This window comes from Bacillus sp. ABA4_010, from assembly GCF_056159105.1.
On sequence record NZ_JBSWUN010000003.1, the window covers coordinates 1,558,372 to 1,582,198 of the forward strand.

30 protein-coding genes are annotated in these 23,827 nt (G+C 42.7%); 25 read left to right on the plus strand and 5 right to left on the minus strand.

What is annotated here, in order from left to right:
* Positions 1–939: 939 nt before the first annotated feature.
* On the plus strand, positions 940–1,416 hold the full coding sequence (locus ACXAEO_RS08840; protein WP_474880095.1) for a hypothetical protein: 477 nt from the start codon (positions 940–942) through the stop codon (positions 1,414–1,416).
* Between the two features lie 79 nt (positions 1,417–1,495).
* Here ACXAEO_RS08840 and ACXAEO_RS08845 read toward each other — a convergent pair whose 3' ends face one another.
* The gene (locus tag ACXAEO_RS08845) at positions 1,496–1,969 is read right to left on the minus strand and encodes a GyrI-like domain-containing protein (protein WP_474880096.1); all 474 of its coding nucleotides are present in this window, start codon (positions 1,967–1,969) and stop codon (positions 1,496–1,498) included.
* A 204-nt stretch (positions 1,970–2,173) separates the two neighbouring features.
* On the opposite strand from ACXAEO_RS08845, the gene ACXAEO_RS08850 reads away from it, so the two are divergent.
* Complete coding sequence (locus ACXAEO_RS08850; RefSeq protein ID WP_474880097.1) at positions 2,174–2,659, plus strand: STAS domain-containing protein; 486 nt, start codon at positions 2,174–2,176, stop codon at positions 2,657–2,659.
* Positions 2,660–2,696: 37 nt separating this feature from the next.
* On the opposite strand, the gene ACXAEO_RS08855 is transcribed toward ACXAEO_RS08850, so the two are convergent.
* Positions 2,697–2,870 (minus strand): hypothetical protein, encoded by a 174-nt coding sequence (locus ACXAEO_RS08855; RefSeq protein ID WP_474880098.1) that lies wholly within the window; start codon positions 2,868–2,870, stop codon positions 2,697–2,699.
* A 317-nt stretch (positions 2,871–3,187) separates the two neighbouring features.
* Between ACXAEO_RS08855 and ACXAEO_RS08860 the strand changes: the two genes are divergently transcribed.
* Both ACXAEO_RS08860 and ACXAEO_RS08865 read left to right on the plus strand, forming a co-directional pair.
* Positions 3,188–6,229 (plus strand): efflux RND transporter permease subunit, encoded by a 3,042-nt coding sequence (locus ACXAEO_RS08860; RefSeq protein ID WP_474880099.1) that lies wholly within the window; start codon positions 3,188–3,190, stop codon positions 6,227–6,229.
* A 246-nt stretch (positions 6,230–6,475) separates the two neighbouring features.
* Complete coding sequence (locus ACXAEO_RS08865) at positions 6,476–6,622, plus strand: hypothetical protein (RefSeq protein WP_474880100.1); 147 nt, start codon at positions 6,476–6,478, stop codon at positions 6,620–6,622.
* Positions 6,623–6,658: 36 nt separating this feature from the next.
* On the opposite strand, the gene ACXAEO_RS08870 is transcribed toward ACXAEO_RS08865, so the two are convergent.
* Positions 6,659–7,048 (minus strand): hypothetical protein, encoded by a 390-nt coding sequence (locus tag ACXAEO_RS08870; RefSeq protein WP_474880101.1) that lies wholly within the window; start codon positions 7,046–7,048, stop codon positions 6,659–6,661.
* 220 nt (positions 7,049–7,268) lie between these two features.
* Between ACXAEO_RS08870 and ACXAEO_RS08875 the strand changes: the two genes are divergently transcribed.
* The 9 genes from ACXAEO_RS08875 (at position 7,269) to ACXAEO_RS08915 (ending at position 14,359) form a co-directional block, all read left to right on the plus strand.
* Entirely contained in the window at positions 7,269–7,748 is a 480-nt protein-coding gene (locus ACXAEO_RS08875; protein ID WP_474880102.1) for a DsrE/DsrF/DrsH-like family protein, read from the plus strand.
* 76 nt (positions 7,749–7,824) lie between these two features.
* Positions 7,825–8,124: a rhodanese-like domain-containing protein gene (locus tag ACXAEO_RS08880; RefSeq protein ID WP_474880103.1), complete on the plus strand. Its 300-nt coding sequence runs from the start codon at positions 7,825–7,827 to the stop codon at positions 8,122–8,124.
* Positions 8,125–8,134: 10 nt separating this feature from the next.
* Positions 8,135–8,695 (plus strand): sulfurtransferase TusA family protein, encoded by a 561-nt coding sequence (locus ACXAEO_RS08885; RefSeq protein WP_474880104.1) that lies wholly within the window; start codon positions 8,135–8,137, stop codon positions 8,693–8,695.
* Positions 8,696–8,712: 17 nt separating this feature from the next.
* The gene (locus tag ACXAEO_RS08890; protein WP_474880105.1) at positions 8,713–9,846 is read left to right on the plus strand and encodes an MBL fold metallo-hydrolase; all 1,134 of its coding nucleotides are present in this window, start codon (positions 8,713–8,715) and stop codon (positions 9,844–9,846) included.
* A 324-nt stretch (positions 9,847–10,170) separates the two neighbouring features.
* Positions 10,171–10,398, plus strand: coding sequence for a sulfurtransferase TusA family protein (locus ACXAEO_RS08895; protein ID WP_474880106.1), 228 nt, complete (start codon positions 10,171–10,173; stop codon positions 10,396–10,398).
* A 122-nt stretch (positions 10,399–10,520) separates the two neighbouring features.
* Positions 10,521–11,300, plus strand: coding sequence for a sulfite exporter TauE/SafE family protein (locus ACXAEO_RS08900; RefSeq protein WP_474880107.1), 780 nt, complete (start codon positions 10,521–10,523; stop codon positions 11,298–11,300).
* Between the two features lie 252 nt (positions 11,301–11,552).
* A complete protein-coding gene (locus tag ACXAEO_RS08905; RefSeq protein WP_474880108.1) occupies positions 11,553–12,443 on the plus strand; it encodes a sulfite exporter TauE/SafE family protein in 891 nt (296 codons plus the stop codon).
* 164 nt (positions 12,444–12,607) lie between these two features.
* Entirely contained in the window at positions 12,608–13,369 is a 762-nt protein-coding gene (locus tag ACXAEO_RS08910; protein ID WP_474884058.1) for an alpha/beta hydrolase, read from the plus strand.
* 210 nt (positions 13,370–13,579) lie between these two features.
* Positions 13,580–14,359 (plus strand): sulfite exporter TauE/SafE family protein, encoded by a 780-nt coding sequence (locus tag ACXAEO_RS08915; protein ID WP_474880109.1) that lies wholly within the window; start codon positions 13,580–13,582, stop codon positions 14,357–14,359.
* A 32-nt stretch (positions 14,360–14,391) separates the two neighbouring features.
* Here ACXAEO_RS08915 and ACXAEO_RS08920 read toward each other — a convergent pair whose 3' ends face one another.
* The gene (locus ACXAEO_RS08920; RefSeq protein ID WP_474880110.1) at positions 14,392–15,294 is read right to left on the minus strand and encodes a TetR/AcrR family transcriptional regulator; all 903 of its coding nucleotides are present in this window, start codon (positions 15,292–15,294) and stop codon (positions 14,392–14,394) included.
* A gap of 114 nt (positions 15,295–15,408) precedes the next feature.
* Positions 15,409–15,549 (minus strand): hypothetical protein, encoded by a 141-nt coding sequence (locus ACXAEO_RS08925; RefSeq protein ID WP_474880111.1) that lies wholly within the window; start codon positions 15,547–15,549, stop codon positions 15,409–15,411.
* Positions 15,550–15,706: 157 nt separating this feature from the next.
* Between ACXAEO_RS08925 and ACXAEO_RS08930 the strand changes: the two genes are divergently transcribed.
* The 12 genes from ACXAEO_RS08930 (at position 15,707) to ACXAEO_RS08985 (ending at position 23,809) form a co-directional block, all read left to right on the plus strand.
* Positions 15,707–17,287, plus strand: a complete 1,581-nt coding sequence (locus tag ACXAEO_RS08930; RefSeq protein WP_474880112.1) for an MDR family MFS transporter — start codon at positions 15,707–15,709, stop codon at positions 17,285–17,287.
* A 114-nt stretch (positions 17,288–17,401) separates the two neighbouring features.
* Positions 17,402–17,650 (plus strand): YueH family protein, encoded by a 249-nt coding sequence (locus ACXAEO_RS08935; RefSeq protein WP_474880113.1) that lies wholly within the window; start codon positions 17,402–17,404, stop codon positions 17,648–17,650.
* 243 nt (positions 17,651–17,893) lie between these two features.
* Positions 17,894–19,543 carry a CoA-disulfide reductase gene (gene cdr / locus ACXAEO_RS08940; RefSeq protein WP_474880114.1) on the plus strand — a complete coding sequence of 550 codons (1,650 nt, stop codon included), beginning with the start codon at positions 17,894–17,896 and terminating at the stop codon, positions 19,541–19,543.
* A gap of 260 nt (positions 19,544–19,803) precedes the next feature.
* Complete coding sequence (locus ACXAEO_RS08945; protein WP_474880115.1) at positions 19,804–20,136, plus strand: PadR family transcriptional regulator; 333 nt, start codon at positions 19,804–19,806, stop codon at positions 20,134–20,136.
* Positions 20,133–20,900 carry an HAAS domain-containing protein gene (locus ACXAEO_RS08950; protein ID WP_474880116.1) on the plus strand — a complete coding sequence of 256 codons (768 nt, stop codon included), beginning with the start codon at positions 20,133–20,135 and terminating at the stop codon, positions 20,898–20,900. Before ACXAEO_RS08945 ends, ACXAEO_RS08950 begins: the two co-directional genes overlap by 4 nt.
* Positions 20,901–20,938: 38 nt before the next feature.
* On the plus strand, positions 20,939–21,256 hold the full coding sequence (locus ACXAEO_RS08955; protein WP_474880117.1) for an ArsR/SmtB family transcription factor: 318 nt from the start codon (positions 20,939–20,941) through the stop codon (positions 21,254–21,256).
* A gap of 62 nt (positions 21,257–21,318) precedes the next feature.
* The gene (locus tag ACXAEO_RS08960; RefSeq protein ID WP_474880118.1) at positions 21,319–21,747 is read left to right on the plus strand and encodes a DMT family transporter; all 429 of its coding nucleotides are present in this window, start codon (positions 21,319–21,321) and stop codon (positions 21,745–21,747) included.
* A gap of 15 nt (positions 21,748–21,762) precedes the next feature.
* On the plus strand, positions 21,763–22,224 hold the full coding sequence (locus ACXAEO_RS08965; protein WP_474880119.1) for a DMT family transporter: 462 nt from the start codon (positions 21,763–21,765) through the stop codon (positions 22,222–22,224).
* A gap of 162 nt (positions 22,225–22,386) precedes the next feature.
* Positions 22,387–22,701, plus strand: a complete 315-nt coding sequence (locus ACXAEO_RS08970; protein ID WP_474880120.1) for a rhodanese-like domain-containing protein — start codon at positions 22,387–22,389, stop codon at positions 22,699–22,701.
* Positions 22,702–22,800: 99 nt separating this feature from the next.
* Positions 22,801–23,157, plus strand: a complete 357-nt coding sequence (locus tag ACXAEO_RS08975) for a rhodanese-like domain-containing protein (protein ID WP_474880121.1) — start codon at positions 22,801–22,803, stop codon at positions 23,155–23,157.
* Positions 23,158–23,191: 34 nt separating this feature from the next.
* Positions 23,192–23,452 (plus strand): metal-sensitive transcriptional regulator, encoded by a 261-nt coding sequence (locus tag ACXAEO_RS08980; RefSeq protein WP_474880122.1) that lies wholly within the window; start codon positions 23,192–23,194, stop codon positions 23,450–23,452.
* A 147-nt stretch (positions 23,453–23,599) separates the two neighbouring features.
* On the plus strand, positions 23,600–23,809 hold the full coding sequence (locus tag ACXAEO_RS08985; protein ID WP_474880123.1) for a hypothetical protein: 210 nt from the start codon (positions 23,600–23,602) through the stop codon (positions 23,807–23,809).
* The last annotated feature ends 18 nt before the right edge of the window (positions 23,810–23,827 follow it).

Below are 23,827 nucleotides of genomic sequence, written 5' to 3' on the forward strand. Positions count from 1 at the left end.
AAAGCGGAGCAAGCCCGTTTACATCCATAGGACATTGGAACTTCTGAGAAGAAGCCGCTTTTTGGCTCCGTAGGAAGAAGCGAAATGACCGTAGGATGTAGCTTGCGGAGCTAGACAGAAAGAAAGCGGAGGCGACTGTCAGCTTAAACATGCTCATGTCTTGCCCTTCAATGCTTCTACGGAAAAATCACAGGGTAGTTTTTATACTGTGTGATTTTTTCGTATGTTGTTGTTTCAACAAAAAGAACACGAGGAGCTGTACAAAGATGAACAGAGCACTTTCAGCATAGATGAGGGTACTAATGGAGAAAGGCTTGAAAAAATAACCAGCTTGTTCTTCTTTGAGAAAGTGCCCGCTTAATTGAAAAGAAAACAAGATCGAACAAAGGTTGGCTGTGCACCAACCGAGCCAAAAACGGGTCCGGTAAAGAAGCCATCCTGAAAAAGAGCATAGGCAAACTGTACCTAAATACCCAATTATCAAGTGATGCGTATAATCGATGTACATACTTAAAAAAGTGTATGGAATGAATAAGGCAAAACATAATCCTATTTTCAAACGTATTCCCCCTTATCATACATAGGACGAAAAGAGGGGGATAGAAGTTTCGTGAAAAGCTGTAAAATTAAAGAAAAAGGGATACAATAAGCAGCGGTAGAAGGATGAAAGAAAAGGGGCGGATGGGAATGATTATTCCAAGGCAACCTTACTGACGATGACGGACAGCCCTGCTGAAGCTTTTTACGAACGGTGTGGGTATAAGGTGAATAAGAGCCACGTTATAATGCATAAAATCTTTTGATTTCCAATATGCGGCAAGAATGTGTGTTTTCTGTAAGTGGTAGATACGAGTTAGCCGCGATGCTATACTTGCATTATTGATAGAAAAGGAGAGGGACGAATCATTCGCCTCTCTTTTCTTTTTGGGAGGAGATCAAATGGTGCATGGGTTAGTATTGGCGGAGCGATATGGTGAAGAGTTATTATCCTTTGAAAATCAGTTTCAAGCAAATGTTTATTACTATGACTATCGACGGGAAATGCTTACACGTTTTGAAACGCTTTGTCAAAAACAGCACTTGTTTCTGTTCGATTTCACGCCGGAAAGTTTGTTGGCAATGGAAGACGTATACTTTGAATTATGTGCATACGAAGCGTTTGAAGAAATTGGGACAACAGAGGAAGAATTTGAGCGGGCGATGGGTGTTTATTTTGGAGAAGTTATCCTTCAACACGTAGAAGGTGCGGAATGGGTTGTGAAGGAATATCCAGCAGTGGAAGGCAAATACACGCTCGGCATTCGTAAAGGCTTTGTCACTTTAAACATTCCAAATGGTTTCGTCGCTCATGCCTACCAGCCGCAGCACGAAGACCGCTGCGGAATTTACCGTAAATATTTGCTGTTTGTTAAATAAAAGTTTTTTAAACTACTTGAATAAACTCTCAAAGATTTAAAAGAAACGGCATGGCTAAAGAGCAGTCATGCCGTTTCTTTTAAAATGTTCCTAGCTTAATGGGGATGTAAATATCAACCTTATAATCTTCCGAATCTGGATTGGAACAAGAGCGGCTATCGATGACTTCAAGCTCGGGTCCTTCTTGGATGTAGGAGTAGCCGGAAGCAGGAAGCCATTCTTCCCAAATTTTTTTATACGTATCGGCAAAGCGGGAAGCAGGTCCTTTATGCCGGTAGCGAATATATGTATAAGTTGGAAACGTGTGGACACTCATGCCTTCTGGTATATGTTGACCGTTTTGCACTTCTACACCCGCAATATAAAAACAATGGGTGCTTTTCGGCGGTAAGGAAATGCCGGTTAACGTATGTTGGTTGACAGCGTTTTGGATTTCACGTTTCCGCTGTTCGAATTTCGTCCAAAGAACAGCATCATGCAGGTCACGATGGGAATGGTTTTTGGCAAATCCCATGACGGAGAAGCCTTGTTTGACAATGATTTCACCTTGCATCGTTCCAGCTCCTTCAACAAAATATGACTCTTTCATAGTATAGCATGTGTGTTGCTTAAATTTCACGAATTTTCACTTTATCATACGTAAACGAGCAGTGTAGAGACTAAACAGAGTTTTTTCGCATAACCTATAAAGTTGCGTACATATGCATAACGATGATATCCTTTAAAGTATGAAAGGAAAAGAGGAGAGACTATGTCGGTGGAAAAGAAAGTAGAAAAGCTGGAAGAAGAAATTAAAGAACTTCAGCAAAAAATAAACGAGTATGAAACGATGGTGGCGGCTTTTTTGGCGCCAATTATTCCTTCGATCATCCCTCAGACGATCCTCGTTCCCATTACAGGGGTTTTGTCGACAGAACGTTTTGAAGGCATTCGAACGCATATTTTGCAAAGTATAGAATCGGAAGTAGATAGCGCCATCATTGACTTTACAGCGATTGGCCAAAAGGAAATTGGCACGTTAGATTTACGGGAGCTGAGCATTCATATTGAGCAGTTAACCGCTTCGTTAAAGCTCATGGGGGTTCATACATATTATGTCGGGTTTTCACCGGCCATTGCGCAAGAAATGATTAAAGCTCAAATTGATTTGCAAGGAATTAAAGTGTATGCGAATTTCCGGTCGGCTCTTGAATATTTAATGGAGCAAAAAGGACTCGTCTTTCAAAAAAAGAATGAACACTAAAACACGCCGGCATTGATGCTGGCGTGTTTTGTTTTCGTTAGCTAGGACTAAATCGTCGGTAAACGATAAAAAGGGAAAAAATCATGACCGCTAAGATGGCTTGTGCAGCAATGACCGCAAGATGGACGGAAAACGCTTGTGTGACAAACGGTGTGAACAAAAAGCCGGCCAAATAACCTAAACGCGCATAGAAGCTTTGAATGCCGAACAATCGGCCTCGAATCGATGGCTCGGAGCTGTCTCGCGATAAAATAGGCCGTTAAATAATAGACTGCATCAGGATTAACTGTAAGCAAACTCGTCATCGTAATAAATTGCATTCGCGAGCTAAAATCGAGGTGCGGTTGTATATTTTTCGTTTTTTATGTGGGATGGATGGGGAATATAGGAAGGAATCCATTTTTATCCCGTATTAACGGCCCGTAAAAGTCCGATACGTTAACTAACCATTAGTGGAGATAAAGCCCCCTACCGATGGAAGTTTCCTTTATGGGAGCGGTCAGTCTATTAGAGAGGATGTGCACAACAATGAATTTTTTGACAAAATTTAGCTTAACGAATGCCGTTGCTGTTTTTATTATTTCGTTTTTACTCATTATCGGCGGCCTTTTCTCCTTTTCACAGTTGAAGGTAGATTTGCTGCCAAACATTGAATTTCCACAACTGTCGATTGAAGCTGTTTATCCAGGGGCTGCTCCAGACGATGTGAATGAGCAAGTGACGTCAAAATTAGAGGATCGGTTGAAAGGCATCGAAGGCGTGAAAAAGGTGCAAAGTTCCTCGTTTGAAAGTGTTGCTATTATCAATTTGGAATTTCCGTTCAACACCAATATGGATGATGTTGAGCAGCAAGTGGAGAGCTTTATAAAGGAGACGCAACTTCCTGATAATGTCGAGACGAAGGTGAATCGTTTTTCCTTCGGGACCTTCCCGATTTATAACATCTCACTCTTCGCGAAGGGAGATACAGACCTTCAAGCATTGCTTGACGAAGAAGTGAATCCGGAGCTGAATAAAATGAACGGCATTAACAGCATCTCGGTCGGAGGGATGAAGGAAGAGTTGCTGCAAATAACGGTCGATCAAGAAAAGGCACAAAAGCTTGGGCTTAGTTTAAATGAGATTAAAGAAGCCATTACAGCGAAAAATGTCTCCTTTCCGGCTGGCAGTATCTCCACGTCTGATGTGGAGATTCCGATTCGGGTTCAGGAAAAGGTAGAGGCGATTCAAGAGCTTGAAAATTTGGCGCTTCAATCAAACGCTATCCCAAACGCGCCTTCTGTGAAGTTAAAAGACATTGCCAACATTGAAGAAGTAACCGATCAGCCAGAATTGACCCGCTATAATTTAAAAGAATCGCTGTCGATGGCGATTACTAAAAAGCAGGATGCCAATACGGTAGAGGTAGCAGACCGTGTCGTTGAAGTGTTAAATCGCTATACGGACCAACTGGAATACAAAATTGGTTTTGATTCAGCTGAAGGCATTAAAAAATCGGTTGAGACTCTCGTGCGGGAAGGGTTGCTTGGGGCCTTATTTGCCTCTGTCGCTGTCCTTGTCTTTTTACGCAACTTCCGTGCGACCATTATCGCCATCATCTCGATTCCATTGTCGCTTTTGACAGCGTCCATTTTCTTAAATCAGCTCGACATTTCGTTAAATATTATGACGCTTGGCGGAATGGCAGTAGCGGTCGGGCGTGTCGTGGATGACAGCATTGTTGTCATTGAAAATATTTTCCGTCGTGTTCGCAAATCGAAAGAAGGAATCTCCAATGATCTTATTGAAATGTCTACAAGGGAAATTTTAAAGGCGATTACTTCATCGACCATTACGACAGTCGTTGTGTTTTTGCCGCTCGGCTTTGTTGGCGGTGTGACGGGCGAGTTTTTCCTGCCGTTTGCCTTGACGATTGTTTTTTCATTGCTTGCGTCTCTTATTGTCGCCGTTACGATTGTCCCGATTTTAGCCCGTTTTTCCTTCAAAAAGATTCCAGCAGAAGAAAAAGAGGGAGCGTTACAGCGCTTTTACGGGAAATCGATTGCCTGGTCGCTCAATCATAAAGTAACGGTTCTTTTGCTTTCTGTCGCGTTATTGCTCGGTTCTTTTGCTATTGTGCCGGCGCTTGGCTTTACGTTCATTCCGAATGAAGAGCAAAAAACGCTTGTCGCGTCCATTGAACTTCCATCTTCTACGTCGTTAAGCAAGACGAATGAGGTGTCACTTGAGATGGAGAGGATGTTTGCGGAGCAAAATGAAATTAAAGAAGTGACGACAGGGGTCGGGAGCCGCGATTTTCGTACAGGATTGAAGCGAGAAAATCAGGCGAACTATTTTCTTACATTAAAGGAAGATGTCAACGTCTCTGAATTTATTGCACAGCTCGAACGAAAGATGACGGCAATTGCTGACGAGCAGGCACCAGAAGCAAAACTGGGTGTACAAGAGCAATCAACAGGCGGGCCGCCGTCGAACAATGATGTGAACATCGACTTGTACTCAAACGACTTAAACTTGCTGCAGGAGGCGGCGAAGCAAGTAGAAGCCTATATGAATGGCCGCGATGATTTAAAATATGTATCCAATAACTTTTCGGAAAAACAAAAGCAAGTCGTCGTTGATATCAATCCGGAAAAAACAACAGCATACGGGGTATCAGGCTTTCAAATTTTAGGAACGATTGCTGATCAAACAAAGCCGGTCTCAGTCGGGGAGCTAAGGCTTGACGGGACGAACCGCAATGTTCAGCTTTCATATGACGAGCAGCTGTCCTCTCTTAATGAAATGAAGGAAATCTCCATTTTTACACAGCGCGGGCCCGTGCCTGTTACCGAACTTGCGGAGGTAACGGAAGCTGACACGTTCACGTCGATTCAAAAGCTGGATGGTAAAGTGTTCGCTCGGGTGTCTGGTCAAATTAAAGCGGACAATATTCAGCAAGTTACATCCGAAGTAAAAGAGGATGTAGAGGCGATGAATTTACCAGAAGGGGTATCGATTGAAGGTGGAGGCGGCAGTGACGAGACGGTTAACACATTCAAAGAACTAGGACTGGCGATTGCCGTGGCCGTCGGTCTTGTCTACATTACCATGCTTATTACGTTCGGAAAGGCACGTATTCCGTTTATCATCCTTTCTTCGCTCATTTTCGTGCCGATTGGTTCGTTGCTGGGCTTGTTTTTAGCAGGGGAGCCGATGTCGGTGAGTGTGATGATTGGACTGCTGATGTTAATCGGGATTGTGACAACGAATGCGATCGTACTAGTCGACCGAATTGGGCAAAATCGTGACGAAAAAGGAATGCTCATTCGCGATTCGTTAATGGAAGCGGGGAAAACGCGTTTGCGTCCGATTTTAATGACGGCGTTTGCTACGATTGCTGCCCTCATTCCATTGGCGTTCACGGAATCTTCCGGTACGCTCATTTCAAAAGGCTTGGCCATTACCGTCATCGGTGGCTTGACGTCTGCTACACTGTTGACGTTAATCATCATTCCGGTCATGTATGAACTGTTCTTTAGAGGACAGGCCAAACGGGAAAAAAGACGGAAGCCCGTAACGATGGAATAAAGTAATTCACTCTAATGAAGGCGGTCTGAGAGAGGGTGCTCCCTTCTTTCGGACCATCCTCATTTCCTCCTTGTTCAACAAGTATCGCCCCATGAATGACATCAAATTCACTTCTGATTCTACTTTCAAAAAAATTGTAACGTTTCATTCGTTTCAACGTCTATTTGTATGGGAAGATAATAAGAAATCAATCATGAAGCATAAAGTCCATATACATAGAAAAATAAAAAGGCGAGGTTATTGACAATGGCTGTGAGTAGAGAGTTTATTGAACAGTTAAAACGTAAAGGAGTAAAGGCGGAAGTATGCCCCCCGAGAACGTCCTTTTCGTTTTATTCAGCTTTAATGGACAGTAAAAATCCGGTCTCCACGCTCAAGAAGAAAGAAGTATAAGAAAAAAGCTGAAGGAAGGGAGAAGGTTCCCGTTCTTCAGCTTTCTTCATTTGACACCTTTTCGGTTTCAAGCGGTTCATGCGGGTTGCCATGGATTTTCCGAAGAAGGGTTTGTTTTAAGCGTAAAATATTTTGAATGTATTGAACGTGTGACAATTCCCCGCTGTTCAGTGCAGAGCGCATCGATTCCACTTCTTGATGAAGCAAGTAGCGAAGCAGCTCTTGCTCCGATATTCCTTTCGTTTCCGCAATTTCCACCATACTTTTTCCTTTCTTCCATAACGTATCATATTCTTGTTCGGTCATTTCCAAAAAGACATATACATGTTCATGCTCATCATAGCCGCTCACATTTTCATCCTGTGCTGCGGCAGAAAGCGTTGGAAGAAAAACTAGCATTATGAATAACAGGGCTATTTTGTTCATCGATTCATGTCCTTTCCATCACATCATGCGGGAGTTTGACGAGTGTTGTTTTCTTTTATTATTCAGCAGTCTGTTGGAATCCATACAGGAGGGAAAGATTTTTTAAGTAAAAGGTGTTGACATACCTAACAGGGTATATTACTATACGTATAGGGGTTACGGTACAGGGTATTATTAAAAAAGATGAATACCCCTAACAGTATAAAAAGAGGTGGATGAAATGGAAAAGAAATCAACGAATATCATCCTATTTAGTGGTGATTATGATAAAGCAATGGCAGCGTTCATTATTGCTAACGGAGCGGCCGCTTATGACCACGACGTAACCATTTTCTTTACGTTTTGGGGATTGAACACATTGAAAAAAGAAACGGTGAATGCACCGGTATCCAAAAGTTTTGTTGAAAAGATGTTCGGCTGGATGATGCCAAAAAGTGCAGACAAACTGCCGTTATCAAACATGAACATGATGGGCATGGGACCGAAAATGATTAAAAGCGTCATTAAAAAGCATAATGCTCTTTCCTTGCCACAGTTAATTGAAATGGCGCAAGAACAAGATGTGAAGCTTGTCGCTTGTACGATGACGATGGATTTATTAGGTATTAAAGAAGAAGAATTACTCGATGGCGTGGAACTTGGCGGCGTAGCAACGTACCTCGGGGAAGCGTCAGACGGAAATGTGAACTTGTTCATTTAATGTAACAATCGGGATTTATTTTTTTAGTTTTAAATATACCTTACAGGGTATAAAGTAATCGTGAGGAGGTTGGACGATGTTTCCTGATATTTTACCAAAGGAAGTTGAAGAAGCATTAAAAGAAAATCCACAGCTACCTATCCTTGATGTACGTGAGGCAGAAGAGATTGTGACAGGGAAAATTCCCGGTGCGAAACCTATTCCGCTTGGTCAAGTGCTGACACGTACGCATGAATTGAATCCAACGACGGAATACATTGTCGTATGCCGAAGCGGAAATCGCAGCAGTCTTGCTTGCGAATGGTTAACAAGTAAAGGATTTAAAGTAAAAAACATGACAGGCGGCATGATGAGCTGGACTGGCGATTTTGAATAAGGGGGAATTAATGATGAATGTAACAGCACATAAAGTATTGGATGCAAAAGGGCTTGCTTGCCCGATGCCGATTGTTCGAACGAAAAAGGCAATCGGGGAAATGGAAGACGGTCAAGTGTTAGAAGTGCAGGCGACAGATAAAGGATCAACGGCTGACTTGCAAGCATGGGCAAGCAATACGGGCCATCAATATATTGGGACAGAAGAACAAGGCGGTGTGCTGCATCATTTCCTTCGAAAAGGTGGAGCAGCAGCGGCTGAACCAGCTATCCCGGAAATCGCGCTTGCAGAGTTTCAACGAAAAGTTGAAAGCGGCGAAAACATGACTATTTTAGATGTCCGCGAAGTGGAAGAATATGAAGAAGCCCACATTCCAGGTGTTATTCACATTCCGCTTGGTGAGGTAGAACAGCGTTCAGGCGAGCTGAAAAAAGAAGATGAAATTTATATTATTTGCTATTCAGGGCGCCGAAGTGAAACAGCTGCTCAAATGATGAGAAAACAAGGTTTTCAAACATTAATCAATGTTGTGCCAGGTATGCGTGACTGGACCGGCCCAACAGAAAAATAAAACAGGAGGGAATTCATATGACACTTCGAGCACTTACACCAGGTGAATTGACAAAAAAAGTGATTAACAAAGAAAAGACATTTATTTTGGATGTTCGTAATAAAGGCGATTTTGATGATTGGAAAGTGGAAGGAGAAGGCGTGGACATTTTGAATGTTCCGTACTTTGATTTACTAGATGGAGTAGAAGGCATTTTAGATCAGTTTCCGAAGGACGAAGAGGTTGTCGTCGTTTGTGCAAAGGAAGGATCATCCATTATGGTCGGCGATATGCTTGTGGAAGCAGGTGTTCCAAACGTTTCTTACTTGCAAGGTGGGATGAGAGCGTGGAGTGAGCATCTAGAACCAGTGAAAATTGGGGACTTAAAAGATGGCGGAGAAGTGTTCCAGTTTGTCCGTATCGGAAAAGGCTGTTTATCTTACTATGTGGAGTCAAACGGAGAAGCAGCAATTATTGATACAGTGCGAACCATTGATGTGTTTGAGAACTTTGCGAACGAACGCAATGCCAAAATCGTCGCAACGATTGACACACATCTGCATGCTGACCACATTTCAGGCGGACGCAAGCTGGCGGAAAAAACAGGAGCCCGCTATTATTTGCCAGAAAAAGATGCTGGTGAAGTAACATTCAAATACAACAAGCTTGAAGAAGGAAAAGACATCACCATCGGCACAACGAAGATTGCGATTCAGCCATTGTACTCTCCTGGTCATACGATTGGCAGCACCTCTTTAATCATTGATGACCAATATTTCATGACAGGTGATATTTTATTTATCGAGTCGATCGGTCGTCCTGACTTAGCTGGAAAAGCGGAAGACTGGGTCAGTGATCTTCGCAACACGCTGTACAGTCGCTATAAAGAGTTATCAAATGAGTTAATCGTTCTACCGGCGCACTTCGGTTTTATTTCCGAGCTTGGCGAGAACGGCGAAGTTGCGGCAAAACTCGGGGATTTATTTGCTCAAAATCCTGGCTTGAATATTGAAGATGAAGCGACCTTCCGCAAAACGGTAACGGAAAACTTACCGCCGCAGCCAAACAGCTACCAAGAAATTCGCCAAACAAACATGGGGAAAATTACCCCATCCGAAGACGAGCAACGCAACATGGAAATCGGTCCAAACCGCTGTGCTGTTCATGGTTAGTAACGATTAGCGATTAGCCATTAGCGACTAGCGACTAGCCACTAGCGACTAGCCACTAGCCACTAGGAACTCAAAGCCTAAAAGCTAAAAGCTAACGGCTAACAGCTAACAGCTAAAAGCCAAAAGCCAAAAGCCACTAGCCACTAGGAACTCAAAGCCTAAAAGCTAAAAGCTAACGGCTAACAGCTAAAAGCTAAAAGCTAAAAGCTAAAAGCCAAAAGCCACTAGCCACTAGGAACTCAAAGCCTAACAGCTAACGGCTAACGGCTAACAGCTAACAGCTAACAGCCAACAACTAAAAAAAATTACTGGAGGTCTTCAAACATGGAATCAACAAAAGTATTAGATGCAAAAGGATTAGCTTGTCCGATGCCAATCGTTCGTACGAAAAAGGCGATTGATGAAATCAATAGCGGTGATATTTTAGAAATTCATGCGACAGATAAAGGGTCTAAAAGCGATTTAACGGCATGGGCAAAATCAACGGGTCATGAATTAGTGAAAGATGCTGAAGAAAACGGCGTATTCAAATTTTGGATTAAAAAAGCGTAAGGAAGCAGGAGGAGAAAGGGATGGGTGACATCCCTTTCACTGTTTTCTCTGAACAAACGACATGCACGCAGCAGATGAAAAATCATTTCATCAAAAAAAGTTGATGAAAAAGAGGTGACAACATGGATATCGGCTTTATGGTGACGATATTGATCATTGGTTTTGTTGGTTCCTTTATTTCGGGAATGGTTGGAATCGGCGGATCGATCATTAAATATCCTATGCTTTTGTACATTCCACCAATGCTTGGGTTTGCAGCTTTTACCGCTCATGAAGTGTCAGGTATTTCTGCCATCCAAGTATTTTTCGCCACCATTGCAGGGGTATGGGCATACCGAAAAGGCGGCTATTTAAATAAAACATTAATTCTATATATGGGCGCGAGTATATTAGTTGGAAGCTTTATCGGCGGCTACGGTTCAAAAATGCTGAGTGAAGAAGCCATTAACATTGTGTATGCGGTGTTGGCGACAATTGCGGCTGTGATGATGTTCATTCCGAAGAAAAATCTCGATAATATCCCGCTTGAAGAAGTAACGTTCAATAAAGGAATTGCCACATTATCCGCCTTTTTAGTCGGAATTAGTGCCGGCATTGTCGGGGCAGCAGGGGCCTTTATTTTAGTGCCAATTATGCTTGTCGTGTTAAAAATTCCGACGCGTATGACGATTGCGACGTCACTTGCGATTACGTTTATTTCGTCCATCGGTGCGACAATTGGCAAAATCACGACAGGGCAAGTGGACTACTTACCGGCAGCTGTCATGGTCGTGGCCAGTATTATCGCCTCTCCTCTTGGCGCGAAGGTTGGTCAAAAGGTTAACACGAAAGTGCTTCAGTTTTTACTGGCAGGTCTTATTGTCGCGACGTCCATTAAAATATGGCTCGATCTTTTATCGTAAATAGAAAGCGGATGGTCACATGAAGCACGTTGGCCGTCCGTTTTTCTGTAGATGTCGCGGAATTTTCCGTATATTGTCATTATTTTAAATTCATAGTTGACAGGTAGGAAAAGTGTATTTAAAATGAAGGTAATTAAATACTCATTGCATATGTATATGGCTGATCAGATAAACTGAAGGCTCCTGCTCTTTTGAAGAGTAGGAGCCTTCTTTGTTTGGCAGCATTTGCGCAAAGCGAGAAGGAGGGACATAATGAAGAAATTATTTGTGCTGGCATTTATCGGTTTTTTTGCTCAACTTATTGATGGGGCGCTTGGGATGGCATATGGGGTCAGCTCATCGACCTTATTGCTCACATTCGGCATTGCGCCAGCGGTGGCGTCTGCTTCCGTTCACGTATCAGAAGTGGTGACGACCGCCGCCTCGGGCGTTTCTCATATTAAATTTGGAAATGTGGATAAGAAAATGGTGTATCAGCTCATTATTCCTGGTTCTGTCGGAGCTTTTTTAGGCGCCTGTTTTTTAAGCAATTTGCCAGGCGAGCTTGTGAAACCGTACATCTCCATGTTTTTACTGTTGTTAGGTGTGTATGTTATTTTCCGTTTTCTCTTTAAATATGAACAACAAGAAGAGCAGGAGGTAAAGCCGCTTACGTTAAAACAGTCCGTTCCACTCGGATTTATTGCCGGGTTTGCTGATGCGACAGGTGGAGGGGGCTGGGGACCGATTGCGACTCCAGTGTTACTTTCTAAAAAAGGAATGACTGCGCGAAAAGTAGTAGGGACGGTTGATACAAGCGAATTTGCGATTGCGCTTTCTGCCAGCATTGGGTTCATTTTAGTGCTTGGCTGGGAGCAAGTGAACTGGCTCTGGGTAGCGGCTCTCATGCTTGGTGGGGTTGTGGCGGCACCGATTGCTGCATGGCTTGTGCGTTTGCTTCCGCCGCACCTTATGGGCGTACTTGTTGGCGGATTTATCATTGTCGTCAATGCACGGACATTGCTGCTGACATGGGTGGAAGATGCTTCGCTGCACCCGTTCATTTACGGAACGCTTTTCGTGCTATGGGCCTGTTCCATCGTCGTTTCCGTTCGGAAGTCCATTTATATTCAGAAAAATCAAAATGAAACGGTCGGAAACTAATATACAGCCTTTCACGAGACGGAGCATGAGTCATCTTCATGCTCCATTTCTTATGCGTTCATAAAAAATATTTGAATTATGAGAAAATAATACTTTCCTTTCGGTTTAATTCATAGTATATTTATAGGAATAATAAGTGTAGAGGGATTGAAGGAGGGAGTTACATCGTGACAACGTATCATGTGATAGCTGGTGCCGATTCTTTTTATTGGGAAGGAAATGAAGTAGGGGTGCTCATTTCCCACGGTTTTATGGGGACGCCTCAAAGCGTGCATTTTTTAGGCGAAACGCTCGCGGAGTACGGATATACAGTGTATGCTCCTCGTTTGAAAGGTCATGGAACACATGAGAATGATTTAGAGAATTGCCGCTATGAGGAATGGTTTGAAAGCTTGGAAGAAGGGTATGAGTGGCTAGCACTGCGCTGTACCGATATTTTTGTTATTGGTCAGTCGATGGGGGGCACGCTTACGTTGCATCTTGCCCATAAATATCCGGACATTAAAGGAATTATGCTCATTAATGCCGCGTTGAGCGTTCCCGCTTTTGATTATTTAGAAGGAAAAAGCGAGCCACGCTTCGTAGAAGAAGGCTCGCCAGATATTAAAATGGAAGATGTGTATGAAATTACATATGACAAAGCTCCGTTAAAAGCGATTCATCAACTGCAGGCCATCATGAAATGCACTCCGCCATTGCTTCCAGCGATTAAGACTCCTGCTTTATGCTTCAAATCAATTGATGATCACGTTGTGCCAGCAGAAAATACAGATTACATTTTCGAACAAATTGGTTCATCAAGAAAAGAACTCGTGTCTCTTTATCATTCCTATCATGTCGCCTCAATGGATTATGAGAAAGAATGGATTGCCACACGCTGCCGCCAATTCATCCAACAGCATGTCCGCCAAGCTGTGTTGAGCTGACGAAAAGCAAAATAGAAATAAAGAACATCCCGCTTCCACCCGTTCATTTTTTTCGGGTGCTGAGGCGGGATGTTTCGTTTGTAAAAGGTATGTAAAGAAGGTTTGAGCCTGGAGTGAGATAATGTATGATAGAGAGGAAGGCAAGTATTCATAATCCACATTATAAGCTTGCAAAGTTCATCTAACTCTATCATAGAAAGAAGTGACGTTGTGACACTGCCTTTTTTATTAACGGTTTTTTCACTCGGACTCATTAGTTCTTTTTTATCCGGAATGCTTGGAATCGGAGGGTCCATTGTGTTGTATCCTCTTTTATTATTTGTTCCTCCGGCGTTTGGGTTTATCGGATTTGAAGCCCATGACGTAGCGGGAATTGGTGCCATTCAAGCACTCGTTGCGTCTAGTGCAGGCGTTCTCGCTTATCGGCGCGGCGGTTTTTTGCATAAGCCGCTCATCGTTTATATGGGGACAAGCGTCCTCATCGGAGGCGTGATTGGAAGCTCGCTTTCGTCTATGTTTTCGGAATGGACCATCAATGTTATTTACGCCTTTTTGGCGACAGCGGCAACGGTGCTCATGTTTTTCCCGAAGAAGGGAGTAGAGGACATGCCGCTCGATGAGATTACGTTTCCGATCTTTCGAACGTCCTTGTTGGCGTTTTTAGTTGGAATTAGTGCCGGCATTGTCGGGGCAGGGGGCGCCTTTTTACTCGTGCCGATTATGATGATCGTCTTAAAAATTCCAACACGTGTCACGATTGCCAGCTCTTTAGCGATTACCCTTTTATCTTCCATCGGTACAACGATTGGAAAAGTCGCGACTGAACAAGTATTGTGGGTACCTGCCCTTTGTATCGTGCTTGCCAGCATGGTTGCTTCGCCGCTCGGTGCTATCATTGGAAAAAAAACGAATACAAAATCACTTCAGATGATTTTAGCGCTCCTTATTATGGCGACATCCATTAAAATCTGGTTCGACATCTTGCATTAAGAAACGCGAAGTAAGCCCATCTGACCGAATAGTCACTTCGTCAGATGGGTATTAATAATGTTTGAAAATGCATCCAAATGGCGTTCTGCTTCTGGAATGTTTAAGTGGCGCAAAAAGAACAGAAGACTTTCAATCACAACAAGCTTCGGTTCTGCGAGATTGTCTTTAATTTCTTCTTTTAATGCATCCAACGAAGAGAAAGCTTTTGTCTTTTGCTCGTCATCCAATGCTGCTTCTTCGGCCAGTGTGCTCATTTGTTCAAGAATATGGTGCAGCTGTATAGTGGCTTGCTTTCTTTGGTGGTCTTGAAGATGGATGTAGTTTTCCATCATGCCACAGTCGAGCAGCACCTCTTCATTTTTCTCTAACCCGTCAATAATATCTTCCAGTCTGGAAATAATGTACTTCGCTAACTGCTCTAAGTTAATGTTCTTGTCTTCCACGATAATGTAAAACATATACTCTCTCATCATGCCGGATAAAATCGTGGCTAAATCAAACACGAACTTCTCCGTTTTTGGTCCGTAAATTTGGCGGATTCGCTGGCAATACCAGTTGAACAGCTCGGCCCGTACTTTAAACATGTAGTGGCGAATTTCATCATTGACTTGAATGATTTGCTGGCGCATCTGCATATGAATGAAATCCTTTTGCGATAAAAATTGCTGGAATTGAATATGTAGCTGTTTGATAAACATATCGCGTTCGGATAATGTTCCGTCTTTTTCAATTTGTGAAACACGATTGAAGAGGCGCTCATGGTAATGTTTGAAGATGGACATGAACAAATCTTCTTTTGATGAAAAATAATTGTAAATAGATCCTTTGGCGATGCCGCTGTTTTCGGCAATCTCCTGTATGGAAGTGGAATGATACCCTTTTTGGGAGAAGAGTTTCATTGCTGTTTCGATAATTTTTGTTTGTTTCTCGCTCATTCATTGTCACGTCCTTATGAAAAAACTTATTACCCTTCATTTTACACAAAAATGTGCGTAGATGAAGATATTATTCAAATTATTCGTTCCTTTATTATAAAAAATGTCCGCTTCTTACGCTGGGTTCATTTTGAAAAGAAGCGGAGAAAGAGCAGAGCGTGGTTTCGTTAATTCAATTTTGACGCCGCTTTGCTTCAACTTTTCCACTAATGCTATTTTTTTACCCTTTTTTTGTTCATTTGTCACACGTTTCATAGAGGTAAATCCCCCCAAGTAAGATATTTTCTTTGACCGAACGCCATTCACAAACTACAATATGACTGACTGGTCATCTCAATTATAACCGAATGGGTGAAAAAATACGAATGGAAAAGTGAACTTTTAGAGAAAATGAACACGAAGGAGATATGTAATGACAAACATACAACCAACCATTAATAAAAACCTCGTCTTAACGGGACTGATCATCGGAATGTTTTTCAGTGCCCTCGAGCAAACGATTGTCGGAACGGCGATGCCGACGATTGTTGGGGAACTGAACGGTTTTTCGATTTTTGCGTGGGTGACAACCGCGTATTTAATTACATCAACGACGGTCGTGCCGATTGTTGGTAAGCTGTCGGATTTATATGGACGCCGTCTTCTTTATTTACTTGGAACCATTATTTTCATTATCGGTTCAGGTCTTTGCGCGACGGCTGATTCTATGGAGCAGCTCGTGTTGTATCGCGGTCTGCAAGGGATTGGTGGAGGAATGATTATGCCGCTCTCTCAAACGATTGTCGGAGACATTTTCACAGCGGAGCAGCGGGCGAAATGGCAAGGGGTGTTTGGCGCTATATTCGGTTTAAGCTCCGTCATCGGTCCGTTTATCGGTGGTTTCATTGTTGATCAAATTAGCTGGCATTGGATTTTCTTAATTAATGTGCCATTTGGTTTGCTGTCAGCCATCGTCATTTTCGTTGGAATGAAACAAGAAGTTGTCAAGCCGAAAGAGGATGTTCATATTGATTACCTCGGAATTGCGACATTTGTTCCAGGGCTTGTGTTATTGCTTTTATGGCTAACATTTGCAGGTGATCGATTTGAGTGGCTATCGCTGACAAGCGGGCTTATGTTGGTGGGAGCCATTGTATTTTTAGTGTTATTTGGGCTGATTGAAACGAAAGCAAAAGACCCCATCTTGGATTTTTCGCTCTTTAAAAACCGCGTCTTTGCGGCAACGAATGCCCTAGGCTTTTTACTTGGACTTGGTATGTTCGGGGCAATTATGTTCGTGCCGATGTTCATGCAAGGAATTTTAGGTGTATCGCCGACAGAAGCTGGGTCGACGATGACACCAATGATGATTGCGATGATTTTAGCCAGTGTGATTGGCGGGCGTCTCCTTCTTCGCTTTCGTTTTCGAACGGTGTTGACGACAGGTATGTTAATGGCGACCGTCGGGTTTTATTTAATGAGCACGATGGGCATCGGTTCAACTCAATTTACTGCCTATATGTACATGATTGTGCTCGGTTTAGGGATGGGGCTTGTCATGCCAACATTAATGATTGCCATCCAAAATGAGTTTCCGAAGTCACAGCTTGGAACCGTTACTTCTGCCTCGACATTTTTCCGTTCCATCGGAGGAACAATTGGGGTGACGGTACTTAATGTCGTCATGAACCAAACCTTAAAACAAAAAATGGCGGATTCCGCAGCGAGCGAAACCAATCCGATGCTTGCGGAAACGCTTGATGAGTTGAGCACTCAAACAGACGGCCTTTTCAGCTTGCTTATCAATCCAGATATATTGCCGCTGCCAGCCGAACTGAAAACGGCAGTCATCATGGTGATTCAACGTGTATGGTCGAATTCGTTTTCAACGGTCTTTTTAGCTGGATTACTGTTTGTGGCAATTGGAATTGTCGTTGCCTTATTCGTTGGTGACAGCAAAATTAAACGAGACGCTGAGCCGGAACCGGAAAAACTGACGCCAGTAACGGAATAATGAATGCCGTTCATCTGCCAGTGCGAAACGTGTATAAAATGATGGCGATTTTGATCTAATCACGCTATTATGATACATGTACATCACTGAACCGGATGAAAGGTGGAATCAATCATGAAAATTAGAAAAGCGAATGTACGCCATGAAGACATGCTGATTGAAAACGTATATGTATACGAAGATAAAAAACAGCAGCAAACACTCATTGCCGTCCCTCAGCTGGAATGGTCTGTCATGATGAGCTATGAAGAAGACATTCCAGCATTCAAACAGCGCATCCAAGCTTCTCTTGAACAGAAAGTGTCATCCGAGATCGCTGAACAATTGACCGAGAAAATAAATTATTGGGTACGGGAAATGTAAGTACATCGCCAGAAGGCCCTGTCATGGAATTGGAATTTCATGGAAGGGCCTTTCGTTATGAGAGAAGATGGATTTACTTGCGTTCAAGAGAGGTTTTTCCTGTCGAGCATGGGGAATAAAAAGAATAGGCATATAGCTGTCTCACATGAAATGTGACGAATGCGTGAAAGGAAGGTTAAAAACTTTCCCTTTTCCTCGTAATTCGCTATAATACCCATATAGGTATAAAAGGAGGCAAATACAATGAAAAAAATCGTTATTGTCGGCGGAGTAGCTGGGGGCGCTTCAGCAGCAGCTCGCTTACGTCGTTTAAGTGAACAAGACCAAATCGTGATGTTTGAACGTGGAGAATACATTTCATTCGCAAACTGCGGATTGCCATATTATATCGGGGAAGTGATTGAAGAACGAAGCAAACTTCTCGTGCAGACAGTAGAAGCAATGTCGAACCGCTTTCGCATCGACATTCGCAATTTAACGGAAATTGTCCGCATTAACCGTGACGAAAAAACGGTGACGGCACGCCGTGTGTTAACAGGTGAAGAGTATGAAGAGTCGTACGATGTCCTTATTTTATCGCCTGGTTCCAAGCCCATTCAACCGCCAATTCCAGGCATTGAAGAAGCGTCAGCGCTCTTTACGCTGCGCAATGTGCCAGATACAGACCGAATTAAGCAGTATGTTGATGAACAAAAGCCAAAGCATGCGGTTGTCATCGGCGGCGGGTTTATCGGTGTAGAAATGGCAGAAAATTTAAGAGAGCGAAATGTAGACGTGACGCTCATTGAAATGGCCAATCAAATTATGGCACCGATTGATTTTGAAATGGCCCAAATTGCTCATACGCATATGCGTGAGCACGGTGTTGAGCTTGTGCTGGAAGATGGCGTTGAAGCGTTTGACAAACAAGGGAAAATCGTTCGCTTAAACAGCGGAAAAGAAATTGAAACCGATATGATTGTGCTTGCAATTGGTGTTCAACCTGAAAGTACACTGGCAAAAGAAGCCGGACTCGAGCTTGGCATTCGCGACACTGTTAAAGTGAACAAACATTTGCAGACGTCGGATCCATTCATTTATGCAGTAGGGGACGCTGTTGAGGTGAAAGACTATGTGAACGGCTTTGAAACGTTCGTTCCGCTTGCGTGGCCTGCGAATCGCCAAGGACGTTTGGCAGCGGACCATATTAATGGGAAAAATGCTGAGTACAAAGGCACGATGGGCACATCGATCGTTAAATTATTTGACTTAACGGTAGCGGCAACAGGCAACAACGAAAAAACATTAAAACGCATCGGCGTACCGTATGAAGTGGTGCACGTGCATCCGAATAACCATGCCGGGTATTATCCAGGTGCATCGCAAATGACGCTAAAGCTTCTGTTTAATCAAGAAACAGGCGAGATTTACGGGGCACAGGCGGTTGGAAAAGACGGTGTCGACAAACGCATTGACGTTATTGCGACAGCGATTAAAGGTGGCTTGACTGTGCAGGATCTACCAGATTTGGAGTTGGCGTATGCTCCCCCATTTTCATCGGCAAAAGATCCGGTCAATATGGCTGGATACGTAGCGGCCAACATTGTGGATGGAATGGTCGAAACGGTGCAATGGCATGAAATTGATGAACTTGTGGCAAACGGAGGCTATTTAATCGATGTTCGCGACCCAGGAGAGGTGGCCCGTGGTGCCATTTCCGGCTCTATTAACATTCCGGTGAACGACCTTCGTGAACGTCTCGATGAAGTGCCGACAGATCGAGAGCTTTACATTACGTGCCAAGTTGGTTTGCGCGGTTATTTAGCAGCGCGCATCTTAACAGAAAACGGCTTTAAAGTGAAAAACCTCGACGGCGGTTACAAGCTGTATTCGTCTGTATTTACAGGAAAGTAAAAGAGAAGGCCTCGTTCAACTGAAGGTGTTGAACGGGGCCTTTTGTCGTCTGCGTCATGATTAGTTGGTTTGCTCTTTTTCGAGTGCGATGATGTTAATATGTTTTATTATAACAAACGAAGGGAAGAATGAAACAGCACTTGAACGGAAAATCGTTTTATGCTACGGTGTAACTAACTTGTATTGCAAAGTAGTTGCACCCTTTTTTTTGTATAACTAACTTGTATAACAATATAGTATGATAAAAGGGAGGGAGTCGATTGTCTTCCAGTCAAATTTTAAAAGGCATTTTAGAAGGGTGTCTCTTGTCCATTATTTCTAAAGGAGAAACTTATGGGTATGAAATGATGGAAAAGTTAAAGAGCTATGGATTTACAATGGTAAGTGAGGGCAGTATTTATCCTTTATTGCTTCGGATGAAAAAAGAAGGGCTTGTCACGACGAGTCAAAAAGAACTTCCGTCGGGAGGTCCAAAGAGAAAATATTATTCCTTAACCGCAAAAGGAAACGAGGAGCTGGAAGAGTTTAAGAAGCGATGGGGGGATATTGCCAACAGTGTAAATACATTATTGGGGGAGGAAGGGAATGGATGAAACTATCACGCGAAAGCCGCGATTTTTTAGGAAATTTAAGGTTGTATTTATTTTCAAGCGGCAAAAATGAAAAAGAAATCGAAGAAATGATTGAGGAATTAGAAGACCATTTATATGAGGCTGAACAAAATGGCAAAAATGTAGAAGATATAATTGGCCAAACACCGAAAGCGTATATGGAACAAATCGCAAACGAAATGCCGATTGATCTGAAAGGATTATTAAAATATATCCCGATTATCGTTATAGGTGCCTTTTCTTATATTTTAATGGGGGATGCTATACGAGGGGAGTTGGCCTACTCATTAATCGATATAATCGGTTATCCATTTATCTTCTTATGTTCGTTGTTGTTTACATCTGTACTATTTAAATATGTGGCAAGCAACAAAATTTCAAAAAGGAAAGAATGGCTAATCTTTTGGATCGTTGGTTCGGCACAGCTAGCTTTATTTATAGCACTCATGTTTCTCGATCGGCTTTATGATACACCAACGATTCAGTTTGGGGCTAGGGGCACGTTTATTGCTGTTGGGCTTTCTGTTCTAGTGTTCGTTGGCATTGCGATTTGGAGTAAAACGTGGGTTTCCATTATTCTCCCGCTTATTCTATTTGTACCGGAAATGGTGATTAATCAATTTAGCTTTCAAGAAAACACGAAATTAATCTTGAGTGGAATTGTAGTGCCGGTTTGTTTTGGAATCTATGCGTTTACTGCGATGAGGGTGGAGAAAAACAAAGAGAAGAGAACGTTCGAGAAGTAAAACTTTACATATCGAGAAATATCGATTAGTATAAGTGCATGGATAATTTAGTAGAAATATTCAAAGTGTTAGGCAATGAAACGAGACTAGACATGCTGAAGTGGCTGAAAGACCCAGAAGCGCATTTTGATAAACCAACCGCGCATCTCTCAAAAAATATAAGTGAAAAAGGAGGCGTTTGTGTCGGTGACATTCAAGAGAGAGCAAATCTGTCACAATCGACCACTTCACATTATTTGTCTATGCTGCAGCGAATTGGACTCTTGGAATCGGAACGCCACGGGAAGTGGACGTATTACCGCCGCAATGAAGCGCGCATTGAAGAACTGGCGAATTTCATAAAAAAAGAGCTTTAAGTTCTTTTTTTTGCCTTAACACATCGATATTTCTCGATATGAAGATGAGAGGTGGAGTGACTATGAAAGTATGGATCTATATATTGGCACTACTGGCAGGTGTTTCATTGAGTGTCGAGGGAGCCATTTATGGAGAACTTGGGAAATCGATTGGAAAGTTAGAAAGCAGCTTTTATAATTTTGCAGTCGGTTCAATTATTATCGGTCTTGTGCTGTTATTTTTAGGAAAAGGGTCTTTATCTTATACGTTCAAAGCACCGAAATGGCAGCTAACTGGCGGCTTGCTTGGGGTCATTTATTTAACGATTTTAGTGATTAGTATTCCGCTTGTGGGGGTAGGTTTGGCGATGATTAGCGTCATTGTTGGTCAAATGGCGATGAGTGTTGTGATTGAGCATAAAGGATGGCTCGGAAGCAAAGCAACAAAGGTAAAAAAAGAAAAAGTGATGGCCGTTGTCTTCATGGCGATTTCCTTATTACTTATTTTTTAAGAGGAGGGTGTAAATATGTCTGTTTTCATTTTAATCGCATCTGTCATGGGCGGTGCCTTGTTAAGTGCTCAGTCGTCGATTAACGGAGCATTCAGCAAACGTGCCGGTACGTATGAAAGTACATTTTTAACGTTTATAACAGGGGCCATGATATTAGCGGTGGCCGTGTTGTTTTTTGGACAAGGGAATTTTATGGCCATTTTAGAAGCGCCGAAATGGCAGTTAAGTGCCGTTTGGTTTGGGGTAGCGTATTTATTTTTGACGATTTTGGCTGTGCCAAAAATCGGGGTTATCGCTGCCAACATTGCGACTGTGATTGGTCAGCTCGTAACAGGACTGTTAATTGACCATTTCGGTTGGTTTGGAGGTATACAAATCCCGCTCGACTGGAAGCGGGTCGTGGCGATAATCCTCATGCTTGGAGCGCTGAGCTTAATTTACAAAGCGAATCAAGACCCTTCAGAAAGCAAAAACTGACAAAGGCTCTGTTCCTTCATCTCTTCAAAGAGATGGAGGAGCGGGCTTTTTTAACTTTACGTGTCAGAATAGGAATACGAAAGGGTTCAAGTGCTTGACAAGTTTCTTCTTTCTGTTGTATTATACCCATACAGGTATAAGTAAAAACGAGAGGTGAACAACATGTTTAGTTGGTTCAAAAAATTTCGCACATCGTCTATTTCGACCCATACATTAAAAAATGATTACTTGAAAAATAAAAAAGATAAATATTTTTTAGATGTCCGTACACCGGCTGAGTTTAATATGCGTTCCATTCCGGGGTTTGTCAATATTCCGCTAAATCAGCTTCCGGCTAAGCTTGATAAAATTCCAAAAAACAAAGAGATTGTGGTTATTTGTCAGAGCGGGATGAGAAGCTCACGCGCCTGCGCGGTGTTGAAGAAAAGCGGCTATGAAGTCACGAATGTTTCTGGAGGAATGGGCGCGTACCGTTAAACAAAACTTTTGATTTTACAATACCCAAGTTGGTATAATGAAACAGGATAAATCCTTGAATGCTCCATAGAGGCATTTTACGAGGGGAGAATTTAAAAAATGATCTTTGTGATCGCAGTGGTGTTAAGTTTTGTACTGCCGCTTTTATATAGACGATACGTGCCAGTGATGGGAACGAAACGGATTTCAACGTTCCATGAAGGCTGTGAAGCGGTGCTTGTTGATGTCCGTGATTTTCATGAAGCGAATCATTTGCCGATGGAGTCCGCTGTTCACATTCCACTCGCCTATCTCGCGAGGCAGCATCACGATATTCCGAAAAAAGAAGTGGTCGTCGTCGTTTCAGATCGCATTTTACGAAATTTAAGCATCCGTCAGTTAAAAAAGCACGGTTATGATGTAAAAGGATATTGGTGTGCACATGATGCGGTTCGGTATGCGAAAGCATCGGTGTAAAGAAAAGAGAAAATAGAGAGAAAGGATGAATGGGATGAACTATACTGATCAAACGAAAAACCGCCTGAAGCGCATTGAAGGCCAAGTTCGCGGTGTGCTTCGCATGATGGAAGAAGATAAAAACTGTAAAGACGTTGTCACACAGCTATCTGCTGTCAGAAGCGCCGTAGATCGTACGATTGCTCAAATTGTTGCGCTCAATCTCGAACAATGCCTTCTTGAAAAGCAAGAAGCAGGAGAAGATACATCCAAAATTGTTGAGGAAGCAATCCAATTATTAGTGAAAAGCCGTTAAAAGCTCTTTTCGCCCAAATGAGGCGAAGAGGGCTTTTTTTGTTTCACACAATTGATGGTGTTTGTCCCCCTTCTTAAATAATACGAATAAATCACTGCTAGTACAGGAAAAAATAAGCAAAACTTGTTTTCGTGAGGGGGCGTCCGCATGATTTTGTTTTACTCTTTCGTTACGGCTTGTTGCTTGCTCGTTCTTATAGCGGGAGTGGATGTTTTTTTATATCAAGACAGCATGGGTGCCGCATTAACGGACATTCTCATGCGAAATAACACAACAGGGAAGACATACGCCTATTCATTTTTCTTCATGATGTTTTTAGGAACGGTTGCGTTGGATTTGTATAGAACGAAAAAATGAAGGCGGCACGAAAGGGAG

Excerpts from the sequence above, each read along its gene's own strand:
- ACXAEO_RS08895 (WP_474880106.1), top strand. The coding sequence starts at position 10,171 with ATGGAATCAACAAAAGTATTAGATGCAAAAGGATTAGCTTGTCCGATG.
- ACXAEO_RS08865 (WP_474880100.1), top strand. The coding sequence starts at position 6,476 with ATGGCTGTGAGTAGAGAGTTTATTGAACAGTTAAAACGTAAAGGAGTA.
- ACXAEO_RS08875 (WP_474880102.1), top strand. The coding sequence starts at position 7,269 with ATGGAAAAGAAATCAACGAATATCATCCTATTTAGTGGTGATTATGAT.
- ACXAEO_RS08840 (WP_474880095.1), top strand. The coding sequence starts at position 940 with ATGGTGCATGGGTTAGTATTGGCGGAGCGATATGGTGAAGAGTTATTA.
- ACXAEO_RS08860 (WP_474880099.1), top strand. The coding sequence starts at position 3,188 with ATGAATTTTTTGACAAAATTTAGCTTAACGAATGCCGTTGCTGTTTTT.
- ACXAEO_RS08920 (WP_474880110.1), bottom strand. The coding sequence starts at position 15,294 with ATGAGCGAGAAACAAACAAAAATTATCGAAACAGCAATGAAACTCTTC.
- ACXAEO_RS08970 (WP_474880120.1), top strand. The coding sequence starts at position 22,387 with ATGTTTAGTTGGTTCAAAAAATTTCGCACATCGTCTATTTCGACCCAT.
- ACXAEO_RS08845 (WP_474880096.1), bottom strand. The coding sequence starts at position 1,969 with ATGCAAGGTGAAATCATTGTCAAACAAGGCTTCTCCGTCATGGGATTT.
- ACXAEO_RS08930 (WP_474880112.1), top strand. The coding sequence starts at position 15,707 with ATGACAAACATACAACCAACCATTAATAAAAACCTCGTCTTAACGGGA.
- ACXAEO_RS08985 (WP_474880123.1), top strand. The coding sequence starts at position 23,600 with ATGATTTTGTTTTACTCTTTCGTTACGGCTTGTTGCTTGCTCGTTCTT.
- ACXAEO_RS08890 (WP_474880105.1), top strand. The coding sequence starts at position 8,713 with ATGACACTTCGAGCACTTACACCAGGTGAATTGACAAAAAAAGTGATT.
- ACXAEO_RS08980 (WP_474880122.1), top strand. The coding sequence starts at position 23,192 with ATGAACTATACTGATCAAACGAAAAACCGCCTGAAGCGCATTGAAGGC.
- ACXAEO_RS08965 (WP_474880119.1), top strand. The coding sequence starts at position 21,763 with ATGTCTGTTTTCATTTTAATCGCATCTGTCATGGGCGGTGCCTTGTTA.
- ACXAEO_RS08925 (WP_474880111.1), bottom strand. The coding sequence starts at position 15,549 with ATGAAACGTGTGACAAATGAACAAAAAAAGGGTAAAAAAATAGCATTA.
- cdr (WP_474880114.1), top strand. The coding sequence starts at position 17,894 with ATGAAAAAAATCGTTATTGTCGGCGGAGTAGCTGGGGGCGCTTCAGCA.
- ACXAEO_RS08880 (WP_474880103.1), top strand. The coding sequence starts at position 7,825 with ATGTTTCCTGATATTTTACCAAAGGAAGTTGAAGAAGCATTAAAAGAA.
- ACXAEO_RS08905 (WP_474880108.1), top strand. The coding sequence starts at position 11,553 with ATGAAGAAATTATTTGTGCTGGCATTTATCGGTTTTTTTGCTCAACTT.
- ACXAEO_RS08975 (WP_474880121.1), top strand. The coding sequence starts at position 22,801 with ATGATCTTTGTGATCGCAGTGGTGTTAAGTTTTGTACTGCCGCTTTTA.
- ACXAEO_RS08950 (WP_474880116.1), top strand. The coding sequence starts at position 20,133 with ATGAAACTATCACGCGAAAGCCGCGATTTTTTAGGAAATTTAAGGTTG.
- ACXAEO_RS08935 (WP_474880113.1), top strand. The coding sequence starts at position 17,402 with ATGAAAATTAGAAAAGCGAATGTACGCCATGAAGACATGCTGATTGAA.
- ACXAEO_RS08900 (WP_474880107.1), top strand. The coding sequence starts at position 10,521 with ATGGATATCGGCTTTATGGTGACGATATTGATCATTGGTTTTGTTGGT.
- ACXAEO_RS08870 (WP_474880101.1), bottom strand. The coding sequence starts at position 7,048 with ATGAACAAAATAGCCCTGTTATTCATAATGCTAGTTTTTCTTCCAACG.
- ACXAEO_RS08955 (WP_474880117.1), top strand. The coding sequence starts at position 20,939 with ATGGATAATTTAGTAGAAATATTCAAAGTGTTAGGCAATGAAACGAGA.
- ACXAEO_RS08960 (WP_474880118.1), top strand. The coding sequence starts at position 21,319 with ATGAAAGTATGGATCTATATATTGGCACTACTGGCAGGTGTTTCATTG.
- ACXAEO_RS08885 (WP_474880104.1), top strand. The coding sequence starts at position 8,135 with ATGATGAATGTAACAGCACATAAAGTATTGGATGCAAAAGGGCTTGCT.